General features: G+C 35.2%; 14 protein-coding genes. 12 read left to right on the plus strand and 2 right to left on the minus strand.

Annotated elements, in window-relative coordinates; genetic code table 11:
• The first annotated feature begins 94 nt into the window (after window positions 1-94).
• The 4 genes from FTRAC_RS15440 to FTRAC_RS15455 all read left to right on the plus strand — a co-directional run bounded on the left by FTRAC_RS15440 (window position 95) and on the right by FTRAC_RS15455 (window position 6,482).
• Window positions 95-715 carry a 2OG-Fe(II) oxygenase gene (locus tag FTRAC_RS15440; protein WP_013455204.1) on the plus strand — a complete coding sequence of 207 codons (621 nt, stop codon included), beginning with the start codon at window positions 95-97 and terminating at the stop codon, window positions 713-715.
• A gap of 102 nt (window positions 716-817) precedes the next feature.
• Window positions 818-2,170 carry an aminotransferase class I/II-fold pyridoxal phosphate-dependent enzyme gene (locus FTRAC_RS15445; protein ID WP_013455205.1) on the plus strand — a complete coding sequence of 451 codons (1,353 nt, stop codon included), beginning with the start codon at window positions 818-820 and terminating at the stop codon, window positions 2,168-2,170.
• 269 nt (window positions 2,171-2,439) lie between these two features.
• Window positions 2,440-4,875: an outer membrane beta-barrel family protein gene (locus FTRAC_RS15450; protein WP_013455206.1), complete on the plus strand. Its 2,436-nt coding sequence runs from the start codon at window positions 2,440-2,442 to the stop codon at window positions 4,873-4,875.
• A gap of 164 nt (window positions 4,876-5,039) precedes the next feature.
• Window positions 5,040-6,482, plus strand: coding sequence for a S1C family serine protease (locus FTRAC_RS15455; RefSeq protein WP_013455207.1), 1,443 nt, complete (start codon window positions 5,040-5,042; stop codon window positions 6,480-6,482).
• A 52-nt stretch (window positions 6,483-6,534) separates the two neighbouring features.
• Here FTRAC_RS15455 and FTRAC_RS15460 read toward each other — a convergent pair whose 3' ends face one another.
• Window positions 6,535-7,518, minus strand: a complete 984-nt coding sequence (locus FTRAC_RS15460; protein WP_013455208.1) for a zinc dependent phospholipase C family protein — start codon at window positions 7,516-7,518, stop codon at window positions 6,535-6,537.
• 266 nt (window positions 7,519-7,784) lie between these two features.
• Here FTRAC_RS15460 and rpsT point away from each other — a divergent pair, with 266 nt between their 5' ends.
• From rpsT to FTRAC_RS15475, 3 genes are all read left to right on the plus strand, one after another.
• Window positions 7,785-8,039 (plus strand): 30S ribosomal protein S20, encoded by a 255-nt coding sequence (gene rpsT, locus FTRAC_RS15465; RefSeq protein WP_013455209.1) that lies wholly within the window; start codon window positions 7,785-7,787, stop codon window positions 8,037-8,039.
• Between the two features lie 209 nt (window positions 8,040-8,248).
• Window positions 8,249-8,953, plus strand: coding sequence for a RadC family protein (gene radC, locus FTRAC_RS15470; protein WP_013455210.1), 705 nt, complete (start codon window positions 8,249-8,251; stop codon window positions 8,951-8,953).
• A 16-nt stretch (window positions 8,954-8,969) separates the two neighbouring features.
• On the plus strand, window positions 8,970-9,338 hold the full coding sequence (locus FTRAC_RS15475) for a hypothetical protein (protein ID WP_013455211.1): 369 nt from the start codon (window positions 8,970-8,972) through the stop codon (window positions 9,336-9,338).
• On the opposite strand, the gene FTRAC_RS15480 is transcribed toward FTRAC_RS15475, so the two are convergent.
• Complete coding sequence (locus FTRAC_RS15480) at window positions 9,323-10,522, minus strand: PAS domain S-box protein (protein WP_013455212.1); 1,200 nt, start codon at window positions 10,520-10,522, stop codon at window positions 9,323-9,325. The two genes, FTRAC_RS15475 and FTRAC_RS15480, sit on opposite strands and share 16 nt — an antisense overlap.
• Before the next feature lie 187 nt (window positions 10,523-10,709).
• On the opposite strand from FTRAC_RS15480, the gene FTRAC_RS15485 reads away from it, so the two are divergent.
• The 5 genes from FTRAC_RS15485 to FTRAC_RS15505 all read left to right on the plus strand — a co-directional run bounded on the left by FTRAC_RS15485 (window position 10,710) and on the right by FTRAC_RS15505 (window position 13,421).
• Window positions 10,710-11,234, plus strand: a complete 525-nt coding sequence (locus FTRAC_RS15485; protein WP_013455213.1) for an acyl-CoA thioesterase — start codon at window positions 10,710-10,712, stop codon at window positions 11,232-11,234.
• On the plus strand, window positions 11,234-11,725 hold the full coding sequence (locus tag FTRAC_RS15490) for a DNA polymerase III subunit psi (protein WP_013455214.1): 492 nt from the start codon (window positions 11,234-11,236) through the stop codon (window positions 11,723-11,725). Before FTRAC_RS15485 ends, FTRAC_RS15490 begins: the two co-directional genes overlap by 1 nt.
• A 288-nt stretch (window positions 11,726-12,013) precedes the next feature.
• Window positions 12,014-12,538, plus strand: coding sequence for a hypothetical protein (locus FTRAC_RS15495; protein ID WP_013455215.1), 525 nt, complete (start codon window positions 12,014-12,016; stop codon window positions 12,536-12,538).
• Between the two features lie 13 nt (window positions 12,539-12,551).
• Complete coding sequence (locus tag FTRAC_RS15500) at window positions 12,552-13,127, plus strand: hypothetical protein (RefSeq protein WP_013455216.1); 576 nt, start codon at window positions 12,552-12,554, stop codon at window positions 13,125-13,127.
• 3 nt (window positions 13,128-13,130) lie between these two features.
• Window positions 13,131-13,421 (plus strand): winged helix-turn-helix domain-containing protein, encoded by a 291-nt coding sequence (locus tag FTRAC_RS15505; protein ID WP_013455217.1) that lies wholly within the window; start codon window positions 13,131-13,133, stop codon window positions 13,419-13,421.
• Window positions 13,422-13,478: the final 57 nt, after the last annotated feature.

The raw sequence follows: 13,478 nt of genomic DNA on the forward strand, positions 1-13,478 counted from the left end.
GTTATATGACTTTCAAGTTTTTTCTGCAATTATACATAACGTTAGCTAATTATTTTATCAACTTAACAAGTTTATTATGTATTTTTGCCGTTAAATGAATAGTAGTGAAAAATTAAGTCTTGCAATCGATCAATTAAGCGATGCAGGGTATTTTATTTGGGATGATTTTATTCCAAACGAAGATGTAAAAGAACTAGTCTCAATAGCTGACGAGGCTAGTAATACGGGGGATTTCAAAAAGGCAGGAATAGGAAAACAAGCATTATTCCAATTGGATAAAAGTATCAGGGGCGATTATATCCAATGGCTAGATAGAAATAATGAGAATGCAGTTGTGTTGAAACTACTGGATGAAATTGAACGGCTTAAAACGCGCTTGAACGAAACCTGTTATCTGGGTTTAAGAGACTTCGAAACCCATTTTGCAATATATCCAGAGAATACCTTTTATAAAAGGCATGTAGATCGCTTTCAGCAGAATGCACATCGGGTGATTTCATTTGTTTTGTACCTCAACAGAAATTGGCAAGAAGGAGATGGTGGGGAATTGGCAATTTATTTGGATGGTAAAACCGAAGTAATTCAACCGCTAGCAGGGCGTTTATTACTTTTTAGAAGTGAACTAGAGCATGAGGTTTTGATGTCTTACAAGAAGCGTTACAGCATAACTGGCTGGATGCTAGACAAAGACATGAGTTTAACTTTTCTGCCTTAAAACAGTTTATAAAATAACTTAAAATTTAATTGAAATGGGTTTGCATTTGTGCTTACCCATTTCTTATTATTGTTACAAAGTACTAAACCAAAATTTTACAAAATGTCATTTAAACCCACCAGCTCAAGGAAGCACTATCATCTTTTTGAAGAAGAGCAGATTGACCATATGTATTTTGATATTTCTCCGGCAGGAGAAATAGATGCAAACAAATATTCATTATACAATTTTACGGGCGACCCAAAGCTGGAATATGCCGAGTGGGACAGTCGAATGGATATGATGAACAGCTGGTTTTCTGATATGAAAGCAAATGAGCGTTTCTTATACGAGCGAGAATCAATTAATGGCTCCAAGGTGGTATCTAAAATAATTGATCCTGTCACAAAAGAAGTAAGGGAAATGCTCAATTTTGCTTCTAATGACTATTTGAATTTAACTCAAGATCCCAGGATATTAGAAAAAGTAACAGCAATTGCCCCTTACTACGGAGCGGGAGCTGGAGGTGTGCCGCTATTAAGTGGTTCGATGAATATTATTAAGCAACTGCAGGAAAAGATTGCGGAAATGAAAGGAATGGAACAGTCCATTGTCTACAGTTCTGGTTATGGGGCAAATATCGGTACTATTTCAGGGCTATTAGGGCATAGAGATGTGGCTATCTATGATATGTTTGCTCATGCAAGTCTTATAGACGGAAGTAAGGGTTCCAATAAAAAATTCTTTTCTCACAACGATCCTGCCTCATTGGAAAAGGTATTAAAAAACATTCAAAATAAGTACATCAACAAATTGGTGGTTGTGGATGGCGTATATTCAATGGATGGAGATATATGCAAGCTTCCTGAAATATTGGATATAGCTCACTACTATGGAGCATGGGTTTTGGTAGATGAAGCTCATGCAACAGGTGTTATTGGCAAAACAGGTAAAGGCACTTTAGAGTATTTTGGATTGGAAGGCAAGGTAGATATCATTACCGGAACATTGAGTAAAGCAGTGGGCTCTGTTGGTGGTTATGTTGCGGCCTCAAGCCGATTGATCAATTATTTAAAATATACTAGTAGATCCTATATGTTTTCAACTTCTCCTTTTATCGGGTCTGTGGTCTCTTCATTTGAAGCTTTGAATTTAATTTCAAGGCAAGAAGCAGGAATGGATAAGCTTTGGGAGAATATTCGCTACGTGAAAGACAGATTGTTGAAGGCTGGATTTAACATAGGAAATGCTGAAACAGCTATTTTTCCAATCATAATTGGCGATGATAATAAGGTGAAGGAAATGACCTACCGCTTACATCAAAAAAATATTTTTGTCAATCCTGTACCTTATCCGGCAGTTCCTCGAAAGCTGACTCGTGTGAGGATGACGGTTACAGCAGGCTTTTCCATGGAGCAATTAGACTATACCTTAAACCAAATTGAAGAGATTGGCAAGGATTTGAACATTATTTAGCTTAGGACAGCATAGCATTATACGTTTTAATGCTATGCTATTGTAATATCTTCGGCATCGAAAAGCTTATGCAGATTCTGTCTTCCTATCAGTCTGAAATTTGTGCAATTGTACGCTTTTAGATTTCGCAGATGTTCATAAACGTACAGTAGCTTTTTCATTTTTTATTAAAATCACCTTCTAAACCCAAAATTCACCATTTACAGAATATGGCACATTCCATGCATCGAGTGTTAGCATGAACGCATCTATTAACTAAAGAACAAGACATGCAAACGCTTAAGAACATGGAAACTATTTTAGCTCTATTTACTTTAACACTTTTTTTAACATCATTTGCTCAAGCGCAAAACGGAATGATAAAAGGTGAATTGAAAGACAATCAGAATGCACCACTACCTTATAGTAATGTGGCGGTTTATCAATCTTCGGATTCAAGTTTACTAACTGGAAGCATCACAGATGCAGAGGGTAAATTCAAAATCAATGTAAAATATGGTGATTACTATTTAAAGATTTCAGCAGTAGGTTTTAGAACCTATCTCTCTAAAAGCATAACCGTGAACAGCAATAATCCGACAGTAGATTTTAATACCATAAAATTGCAAGAAGACATACAAGTCATGGACGCAGTTGAAGTACAAGCTTTAAGACCTCAGGTAATAGTGGAGGCTGATAAAATGGTGGTTTCTGTAGAAGGAACTGCAATGGCTGCAGGAACATCAGCCTTTGAGGTCTTAGAGAAATCACCAGGGGTATTTATTGATCAAGATGGAAACATCCAATTAAACGGTCGGCAGGGAGTGCAGATTATGATTGATGGACGAAGATCATACTTATCAGCCACTGATTTGCAGAATATGCTTCAAGGAATGTCAGCAGATAACATTAAGAATATTGAAATCATCAATAATCCATCAGCAAAGTATGATGCAGAAGGAAATGCAGGGATAATTAATATCACTTTAAAGAAAAATAATATTCAGGGAATAAATGGAAATGTAAATGCTGGTTACCGTTATAATGAAGTTCATAATTATAATGCAGGTGTTCAATTAAATCATAAAAAAGGTGATTGGAATTCATTCTTAAATGCAGATTTTTCGCAGCGAGGTCGAATAAGAGATGCTGACTTCTATCGAGAAATAAACCAAACGGATGGAACAAAAACTATTTTTGACCAAGATGCAAAAGAGGTAGTATTGAGACAAGTGCCAGCAATTAGAATTGGTACAGATTACGATATTAATGAAATGCAATCAATTGGGGTAATGTTCAATTTATACGGACAAGATCGTGAGGGTGATTTTGACATAAATTCGGATCTCAATCAGTCAGGAGTAGATCAGTATGTGGAATCAGCCAATAATATGAGTACGCGATTCATGAATACTCAAGGAAACTTCCATTACACACAAAAGCTTGATACCAATGGAACGAAGTATTCGCTTGATTTTAATGTTGTAAAGCTGTTTAATACTGGAGGTGCAACTTTTACGAATTCCTATTATGTTGCGGGCACTGAGGAGCCTACATCGGTTGAAATGTTAGAAAATAATAACCCTTACAAATATGATATTTATTCTGGTCAATTTGACTATGAAGGTAAATTATGGGGGCAGAAAATTGAAAGTGGATTAAAGGCAAGTCAAGTAACTTCAGATAATGATCTTGAATTTTATATAGTTGAGGGTAGTGATAAGTCTTTGGATGATAACCGTTCCAACCATTTTATTTATACAGAACAGATTATGGCTGCATATACCAGTTTCTCGGGCCAATTATCTGAGAAGGTGTCTTATAAAGCAGGTTTAAGAGCAGAACAAACCTTCTCTTTAGGTAAATCTTTAACATTAGACACTGAGACAGAAAGGAATTATTTTAATCTATTTCCAAGCTTTTTCTTGCAGCATAATGTAGGTAAAAATTACCAAGTTAATTATAACTATAGCAGAAGAATTGATAGACCTAACTATGATAATTTGAATCCGTTTATTCTGTACTTAGATCCTTACACTTGGGCGCAGGGTAATCCTTATTTAAAACCGCAAATGACTCACTCTATGAGTATAACTCAAACGTTTATGCGGCAGTTTAATTTGGTATTAAATTATGGATACACCACAGACTTTATAGCCGAAATACCACTTCAAAATCCTGAAGATGGTACCACAGTATTCAAACAAAGTAATTTGGAAAGTCAAGAAAATTATTCTGCAACAGCTGTTATACCCTTTCAACCAGCAAAATGGTGGTCAATAAATGGAAATGTAACTGTATTTTATCAGGATTTTACAACTGAGGTGTTTAACAATCGAGTAGAAAATGAAGCTACTTCAGCTATGGTAAGAGCCAATAACACTTTCATGCTCCCTAAAGATTTTAGGGTAGAACTTAATGGAGACTATAGATCCAATACAGTTTGGGGCGTTTATGAAATCAAAGCACAATGGGGTTTAGATTTTGGCATCAAAAAAAGCTTTATGGATAAAAAGTTAGAAGCTTCTGTGAATTTTAATGATGTTTTTAGAACAAGAAGGTTTCAGGGATCTGCAAATATAAATGGAAATGTAAATGAACTCAGTCAATACTTCGGACAGCAAAGTGTCGGATTTTCATTAAGATATAGATTTAGTAAAGGAGAGGAATTCAAAGCCCGTCAACGAAATACCAATTTGGAAGAGTTGAATAGGGCAGGAGGATAATATCCAGTTTAGGTTAACAATAATTACTGGGTAACGGCAGTCTGTAAGGGCTGCCTTTTTTGTGTTTTAATTCTGAACAGAATTATTTTCTTTTTCGTAATGATAAACGGCACAATATATGTCGTAAAAAAGCATTAAATAATTATTTGATAAAGAGAAGAAATATGAACCAATATTTGAAAACTACACTAAGTGCATTCTCAGGAGCGATTTTGGGTGCTTTACTAATATTTTACCTAACTGATAGTAAGCAGGAGATGATAATGGAAGATTCTGCCATCTCAACTCCCGTAAGAAATGTAGTATTTGAAAAGCGCGAAGATAATAGCAAAGCAACAGGCTCAATACCTGAGGTTGATTTTGTGGAAGCTTCGAAAAATAGCCGTGAAAGTGTTGTTTATATCAAAACAGTTTCAGAAGCCTATGGAAGAAGTTCTTGGTTGGATTTATGGCTCGGTGGAGGAGGTAGTATGCAGCAAGTAGGCTCTGGTTCGGGTGTTATTTTTAGATCTGACGGATATATCATTACGAATAATCATGTAATTGAAGGAGCAGATGATATTGAAGTAGTGAGGAAAAAGAAAACCTACAAAGCAAGTTTAGTAGGAAGAGATCCTTCCACTGATTTAGCAGTATTGAAAATAGACGAAAAAAATCTACCAGCTATTGCCATAGGATCTTCTAAAGATTTGCAAGTAGGTTCTTGGGTGTTAGCTGTTGGGAATCCTTTTAACTTAACTTCAACAGTAACAGCTGGAATCGTCAGTGCTAAAGGTAGAGAATTGAATATTTTGAAAAGTAATTTCCCGATAGAATCTTTTATTCAAACCGATGCTGCTATCAACCCTGGGAATAGCGGTGGGGCATTAGTTAACCCTCAAGGGGAGCTAGTGGGGATTAATACAGCTATTCTATCAAGAACAGGTTCATATGCAGGTTATGGGTTTGCAGTACCAATTGATATAGCCAAAAAAATTGCTTCGGATATCATTGAATATGGAATGGTTCAAAAAGCTTTTCTGGGGGCAGAGGTTTCAAGTCTTAGTCCAGAAATAGCAGATAAATTGGAAACCGACAATTTAGATGGCGTAGTGGTAAGCTACATCCAAGAGAAAGGTGCTGCTGATAAAGTAAATCTTCAAAAAGGTGATATTATCCGTGAATTTAATGGGGAAGATATCAGTACTCATGCTGAATTTGAAGAAAAACTTAGCATGTTATCTCCTGGCGATAAATTGTATTTGACCGTGGAGCGTAAAGGTAAAAATCTTCAGAAAGAGTTGATTTTAACTAATAGCGAGAATACAACTGAATTATTGAAAAGGGATGTCTATTTCTCAAAGTCACTAGGAGCTGAATTTGAAAGTGTTCCGCTGGTTGAAAGAAATTTATTAGATATCAAAAGTGGGGTAAGAGTAGTGGATGTGAAAAACGGGTTTTTTAAACGACTCAATATTGATGAAGGCTTTATTATAACTGACATCAATGGAAATCAAGTAAACAGCCCAAAGGAATTATCTAATATTTTAGAATCAATAAAGGGCAAAGTAGTTGTGCGGGGTGTGAATAAAAAAGGAGTGAAAGGATATTACTCCTATTATTTTTAAGAAAGTATTAAACTAGTTTGGAAGGTATCAATTCTTTTGACTTGATGCCTTCTTAATTTTCAACCCCACTTTCGTGTCGCCTCAATTTGTTGCTTTGTGAGTTAGTAATAAATTCATCTCTACTAAAAATAGGGCGTTCATCAATCAAAAGATCCAAATCAGGCTGACCTGCATTCACCCATGCAGTGTACCAAAAATCCCCTACCATTTTGATGGAGTTTCTCATTCTTCTTTCTACTTGACCACTGAGCATTTTATGGTAGGCTTTGGAAAAATTTCTAGAATAAACTTTCACATTGACATTTCCTCTCAATTCAGAACTGTATTTTGTGTCGTCATCCATCTTTTTAGTTAATTTCTTTTCGAAGCTGAATACAGAATCTAGTGCTAAATGAGCTTCTTTCACCGCATCCCAAATTGCTATTTGTGTATTTTCAACATATTCTGCCTTGCCAACGAAAAAATCATAATCCTCCGAATAAAGCTCAGGAAGACGAGACTCCCAGAAGCCATGAATTCCATACTGATCAGTTAATTGTCCATTGTAATTTTCAGTAGTATGTAAAGGAACATTAGCATCGCCTATGTAATGCCCTAGGTCAGCGGAGTAGCGTAAAATATCTTCGGCATTGTTTTCCTTGAAAGCTTCTGTTAACTGATAGGTCACAAAATGGACGTGCCAAGGGACTATGCCATAAGCTTGTAATGTGTCTTCAGTATATTTTTCAATGGCATCATTCCAGTATCGAGGCATTTTATAAACCGCACTATCTCCATAAACATCTAAATCTATATAGTGCCTAGGAGCTTCGTAATCCACAGCATATCTTCTTTTATCTGGGTTTACTGCATTTTCTGTTATGTATTGAATATGATGTTTGTAAAATGTAGTCATTTCAGGAGGTAGTGTAAAAACTGCCAAGCGATTAATTTTTTGATGAGCAAAGAAACCCCAGCTTGGCTTTCTATTGAAGGTAAAAGAAGCTATAATTTGCACTAAAACAGCAGCTAGCAATATTAGGGGGGCTCGTTTCATTTGATGGTTTTGGCTAATTAAACTTCTAAAGTATAAATTGTAGTTGTAAAAACCATAGAACAGAATTCAATTCAATAGGTGAGTTTTCAATAATTAAGCGTATTTTTGTAAATCTTATTAAGTGAAAGCTTGCTGATTATTAATAATTAGCATTATTTTCAAAATAAATAATGATAAAAACGATTAGACTTTGTTTAGTAAAACAAATTCTTTTAAATTTGCAGTCCTTAAAAAGAAAGCAAGAATTTCAATAGACATAAATCAATATGGCAAATCACAAGTCAGCATTAAAAAGAATTCGCTCAAGTGCGGCAAGACGTTTGAGAAACAGATATCAGGCTAAAACTACGAGAACTTATATCCGTAGATTGAGAGCTACAGAAGACAAAGCGCAAGCTGAGGAATTGTTGAAAACTGTAACTTCAATGTTGGACAGATTGGCGAAAAAGAACATTATCCACAAGAAAAAAGCGGATAATAACAAATCTAAATTAGCAAAGCACGTAGCTAAATTAGCTTAAGAATTTTTAAGATTTTTATCTTAAGCCTCAACTCCATCAGTTGAGGCTTTTTTAGTTTGTGCTATTTTAATACTTTTGGGCTTGTTAGATGAACTATAAGATAAGACTGCAAGTGAAATTGTGTTCTTATTTTGCCTATTAGGTGAGTACTTGTAAAACACTAAGTATTCCATAATAGCTATGATAAGTTTCAACCTTAATCAACCCAAATGAAAAATGAACATTACGCTGCCGTTTCTAGTATAAAAAGCTGGGCAGAAGCCGACAGACCTAGAGAAAAATTGTTGAATCATGGGCGATCTGTTTTATCAGATGCAGAATTAATAGCGATCTTAATTGGTTCTGGCACTCAATCTTTATCAGCCATAGATGTAGGAAAAAATATTTTATCTGAGGTCAGTAATGATTTAAACCATCTGGCAAAATTCTCTGTAAAGGAATTAATGAAGTTCAGAGGAATAGGGCAGGCTAAAGCGGTTTCAATTATTGCCGCCTTAGAGCTTGGTAGAAGAAGGAAAGAGTCGGCTGTTCAGGAAAAGCCAAAGATAGTTGCTTCTCAAGATGCTTTTGATTTATTGAAATCTGTATTGCTTGATTTACATCACGAAGAATTTTGGGTGATCATGATGAATAGAGCAAATAGGGTAATTCGGATGAAGAGGATCAGCAGTGGAGGAATTTCGGGTACAGTGGCGGACGTAAAAATTATTTTTAAGGAGGCTATAGATCAAATGGCTTCCGCTTTGATATTGGCTCATAACCATCCTTCCGGAAATCGCAACCCTAGTGAGCAAGATGTTCGTTTAACCAGAAAAATGAAAGAAAGTGGTCAATTACTGGATATTCCAGTGTTGGATCATATTATCTTTGCAGAAGATAAATATTACAGCTTTGCAGATGAAGCAATGCTTTAAAATTGATGATTAGATTATGGATAATAACCCCGAATTAAGCGGAAAATATTTAGGGACAATAACCGAAGATTTTGTTGCCATTTCAGATACCCTGAAGGAGGCGTCTTATGCTGTGCGTAAGCGTGGCTTTTCAGAGTACCCAATATTCCCTATTTGTAAAACCGAACAACCAATAGGTCAGGTATTAATTGGAGCAGGTGAGCTAAACCTGACTTGGAATTATTTCATAACTTATTTGGATGAGTTCGTGCAAAGAAAGATAGTCGATGAAGACAAAGTGGAAGAATTTAAAGAAGCCTATAAAAATCCGGACGAATTTTGTTGCTTGTTTGTAATCGATACAGATATGACAAGTTTTGTTTATGTGCCTTATCCAGAGGATTGATTATCTCTTTTTTCTTGAATAAGGTTTAGAGCTGTTCTACTTAAGCTGTCATTCATTTTTCTAATAACAACATCCATTTGCTCAGCAGTTGCTTTTAATTTTTCAATCAGGTAGGAAGGGTCTTCATGTTTTTCGAAAAGGGTGGTTAGTCCCATCATGCTTGTTAATGGCCCTCGCAGTTCATGAGAAGTTTGAAATGCATAATCTGTAAAGTCATCTAATAACTTTTGTTGGTTCAGCTGTAGATTTTTCTTTTCTGTAATGTCATAGCTGATGGACATAAATTTATAAACTTCTCCTTTATGATTTTTTATTGGGCTGATCACGATATCTACCCAATAAAAGTCACCAGACTTTTTCTTGTTTTGTATATCTGCTCGCCATATCTTCCCTGTTTTTATTTTTTGCCACATATCATTCCATAATCCTGGACTGTGATAGCCTGATTCTAAAATCTCAATAGGTTGCCCAATTAGTTCATTTTTATTGTAACCGCTCACCCTGCAAAACTCGCTATTAACTTCTTGAATATCTCCATTTATACCGGTTATTGATACTAGTGCTGCTTTATCTAGTGCTTTTTCGAAGTTTTCGCGTTCTAATTCTGCTAATACTTTCTTATTTACGTTTATAGCATTTACTATTCGGCATTCTCGATCTTTGTAATATGATTTGTGGGAATAAATATTAACATAGAAGTAATGCCCAAATTTGTCTTGATGCAACCATTCACCGCTATCTGCGAATTCTTCATTTAAATCTTTTAAATGCAATTGTAATTTTGTCTTCTCAGATGCAGGTCTTAGATCATTTAAATGCAAGTAGCTCATTTCTTTAATGGAATAGCCGTATTGCGAGCTTGCGGCTTTATTAGCTAATAAGATAGATTGGCTTTTAATGTCAAAAATATACATAGGATTCGGATTGTCACGAAACAATCTTCTGAAATCGTTTTTAACAGATTCAATGGAATTGGTTTTTCTTTTTATTAAATAATATAAAAGAAATGTAGTGAGCACCACATAAAAGAAGCCTTTCCATTGGCTAAGTGTATTAATTGAATTTGTGCTTAATTGAAACTCATCACCCAAAAAGAAAAGTAACTCATCACTAAGCCCAATCCATATTATTCCTGCAAATAGATAAATTAGAGGAATGGTCCAATCTTTTTCTTCTAGTTTCATGTAGGGGTAGGGAATTTTTGCTGCTTAGGTTAATCTTTAATTTATTAAGGTATAAAAAATCAAGGTATTTTTATACATAAGTCTTAGTTTATTTAGGTAGAAAGTTTGATAACTAATCGAGTTAATTACAATATTAAGAAGTCGGTTTGCCATCTATGTTTTATCTTTGTGATAAATCAGATTAATTATGCCAAAACAAGCGAAAAATCCAAAAGATACTTACACCATCATGACCGAATTGGTATTGCCCAATGATACTAATCCGCTGAATAACCTTATGGGAGGTCGTTTGATGCATTGGATGGATATTGTTTCAGCCATTGCTGCTCAAAAGCACTGTAACAGGATAGTGGTTACGGCTTCTGTAGATAATATTTCTTTTCAGCATCCTATCGCTTTAGGAGATGTAGTGACCCTGGAAGCTAAGGTGACCAGAGCTTTTAGTTCTTCAGTTGAGGTTCATATTGTGGTAAAAGGAGAGAATATACCTTCTGGGAAAAAATACCCTTCCAATTCCGCATTCTTTACTTTCGTGGCGGTTGACCAATCGGGCAGACCAATTGATGTTCCTGAATTAATTCCTGAAACGGAGGAGGAACAAGAATTATTTGATGGAGCACTGCGAAGACGTCAGTTAAGACTAGTGCTAGGGAAAAGAATGAAACCAGAAGAAGCTACAGAATTGAAATCTATTTTTAAATTGGATGAATAATGGAAATAGAAAAAGACTACTTAGCTCAACTATTTAATGGTGATCAACTATACGTTTTCAAAGATGATAGCGATAAAGTAGTATATGCTGCGGAAACCGAAAGTCCTGCTTCAGACGAAGTTAAGGAGCCTCAAAGTGAAATTAAGTCACAACCCAAGGTTGAAGAGCCTAAGAAAGCACAAAAGGAAGTTGTTATTTTGGTGAATCAAAATTTAGGTAGTCATGAAAGAGATACACTTAATAAATTATTAAAAGCTATAAATATAGAAGAAGGTCAATATGAAATCATTCATGAGCACCCAGAGCAATTGAAAGCTATTCAGCATTTGAAGTTATTCCTTTCTTTTCATAACCAGTTTGTACAGTCCTCCGAATACTCAATTCTTAAAATAAATAAAGGCAATGCGATCTATGCACATGATCTTGCTGAACTTAATCAAGACACTACTAAAAAAGTTATGCTTTGGAACTTGCTTAAAACTATTGTTTAAGCGCACTGACTTTCAAACCCGACCTCGATATTTCATTAAACCTATTATTCCTTGACGGCAAAGTAGTCATCTAATTGCCTTGTATCTCATATCAGCATGATGATGTTGTTCAAAGCACGTTCATTTAGCGGAGTTAAGAACTGAGAAAATTGAGTGTTTCGTTTACAGCCTGTCGTACCCAATAGCAAGAATAACAATGAATCTGTAAATATTTTAAAAAAATTATTTTATAATTTGGTTTATAAAATAAACTAAATTATATTTGTAATGTCAACAAATTAGTGAACCATGAAAAGACAATATTTAATTGCGGTTTTGATTTGCTTTTCAGTGATGATTACTGAAAATGTGAGAGCACAAGGCGGATTCGGAGGAGTACATGTCGGATCAGAGTTTACCAATAGCGGGAATTTATTCTTGGTTGGTGGAGGCGGAGCTTGGGTAATCAATTCTAACTTTTACTTGGGTGGGGCTGGTTATGGCGGATCGAATACATTAGCTACAAGTAATGGAGAGCTGAGTTCGATTGGTTATGGAGGAATGATGTTTGGATACTTTAATGAAGTGAGAGAGTCTGTAAGAATTGGAGGGGATGTTTTGGCTGGTTCTGGTGATTATTCAATTGACGATTTGGAAGAAGGCTTCTTTTTTATTGAGCCTAATCTTAAATTTTGGTATTCAGTCAATAGTTATATGCATATTTCAGCTGGAGTGTATTATCGAATGGCTTTTCTCGATGCAGATGCTATTTTGAATCCGCAAGAGCTAAACAATTTTGGTATTAAATTAAGTTTAAACTTCGGGAGTCTATAAAGAATAATAGAAAATGGAACAAGATAAATTAAAAGTAGAGGAAAGTTTGAACATCATCTCAGAGATGATTAGTACAACTAAATATAACATTAGCCAAGATAAAGTCATCTATCTGATGTGGGGTTATGCTGTAGCTGTGTCATCGATGACTCATTATGTTTTGCAATATCAATTTGGTATTGAAATGGCTTGGTTAGTTTGGTTGACTATGCCAATTGCAGGAATAATCAACGGAATTTATTTTAGTCGTAAGAAAAAGAAAGCGAGAGTAGTTAGTTTTACAGATCGCGCTTTAGCCTCAGTTTGGAAAGCATTTATTGCAGCACTTTTTGTGTTTTTATTTGCCTCTCCGGCCTTAGGGTGGAATGGAATTTATCCTGTTTTGATGGTTTTATATGGTATTGGCACAGCTAGTACTGGTGGAATTATTAAATTTAAGGCTCTGAGTGTTGGTGGATATTTAAGTATGTTGGTTGGCTTTGCTGCTTTTTATTTTGGATTTGAAACACAGTTATTCCTACTGTCATTATCTGTAATTGTCAGTTTTATAATTCCAGGTCATTTGTTGCCTAAAAAGTTAAACGTATAAATCATGTTTGAACCATTAGATCCTTTATTACATTCGCAGTTACGCTTGGCTGTTATGAGTTTGTTAATGAATGTTGAAGAGGCGGACTTTAATTATATAAAGGAGAAAACAAGTGCCACTTCAGGAAATTTGAGCGTTCAGGTTAATAAATTGAAGGATGCTGGATATATAAAAGTTGAAAAGACTTTTAAGGATAATTATCCGCACACAAGTTGTAGAATAACAGATCAAGGCGTTGATGCATTTGAGACGTATTTAAACGCATTGCGGTCGTACATTAAACCGACAGATTGATCTTTTTAAATATTGAGACTTTATAGAGTCTTTTTTTTTATCTTAATGTAGTTTATA

It is taken from the genome of Marivirga tractuosa DSM 4126, from assembly GCF_000183425.1.
In the GTDB taxonomy this organism is placed as follows: domain Bacteria; phylum Bacteroidota; class Bacteroidia; order Cytophagales; family Cyclobacteriaceae; genus Marivirga; species Marivirga tractuosa.

Excerpts from the sequence above, each read along its gene's own strand:
- FTRAC_RS15440 (WP_013455204.1), top strand. The coding sequence starts at position 95 with ATGAATAGTAGTGAAAAATTAAGTCTTGCAATCGATCAATTAAGCGAT.
- FTRAC_RS15445 (WP_013455205.1), top strand. The coding sequence starts at position 818 with ATGTCATTTAAACCCACCAGCTCAAGGAAGCACTATCATCTTTTTGAA.
- FTRAC_RS15450 (WP_013455206.1), top strand. The coding sequence starts at position 2,440 with ATGCAAACGCTTAAGAACATGGAAACTATTTTAGCTCTATTTACTTTA.
- FTRAC_RS15455 (WP_013455207.1), top strand. The coding sequence starts at position 5,040 with ATGAACCAATATTTGAAAACTACACTAAGTGCATTCTCAGGAGCGATT.
- FTRAC_RS15460 (WP_013455208.1), bottom strand. The coding sequence starts at position 7,518 with ATGAAACGAGCCCCCCTAATATTGCTAGCTGCTGTTTTAGTGCAAATT.
- rpsT (WP_013455209.1), top strand. The coding sequence starts at position 7,785 with ATGGCAAATCACAAGTCAGCATTAAAAAGAATTCGCTCAAGTGCGGCA.
- radC (WP_013455210.1), top strand. The coding sequence starts at position 8,249 with ATGAAAAATGAACATTACGCTGCCGTTTCTAGTATAAAAAGCTGGGCA.
- FTRAC_RS15475 (WP_013455211.1), top strand. The coding sequence starts at position 8,970 with ATGGATAATAACCCCGAATTAAGCGGAAAATATTTAGGGACAATAACC.
- FTRAC_RS15480 (WP_013455212.1), bottom strand. The coding sequence starts at position 10,522 with ATGAAACTAGAAGAAAAAGATTGGACCATTCCTCTAATTTATCTATTT.
- FTRAC_RS15485 (WP_013455213.1), top strand. The coding sequence starts at position 10,710 with ATGCCAAAACAAGCGAAAAATCCAAAAGATACTTACACCATCATGACC.
- FTRAC_RS15490 (WP_013455214.1), top strand. The coding sequence starts at position 11,234 with ATGGAAATAGAAAAAGACTACTTAGCTCAACTATTTAATGGTGATCAA.
- FTRAC_RS15495 (WP_013455215.1), top strand. The coding sequence starts at position 12,014 with ATGAAAAGACAATATTTAATTGCGGTTTTGATTTGCTTTTCAGTGATG.
- FTRAC_RS15500 (WP_013455216.1), top strand. The coding sequence starts at position 12,552 with ATGGAACAAGATAAATTAAAAGTAGAGGAAAGTTTGAACATCATCTCA.
- FTRAC_RS15505 (WP_013455217.1), top strand. The coding sequence starts at position 13,131 with ATGTTTGAACCATTAGATCCTTTATTACATTCGCAGTTACGCTTGGCT.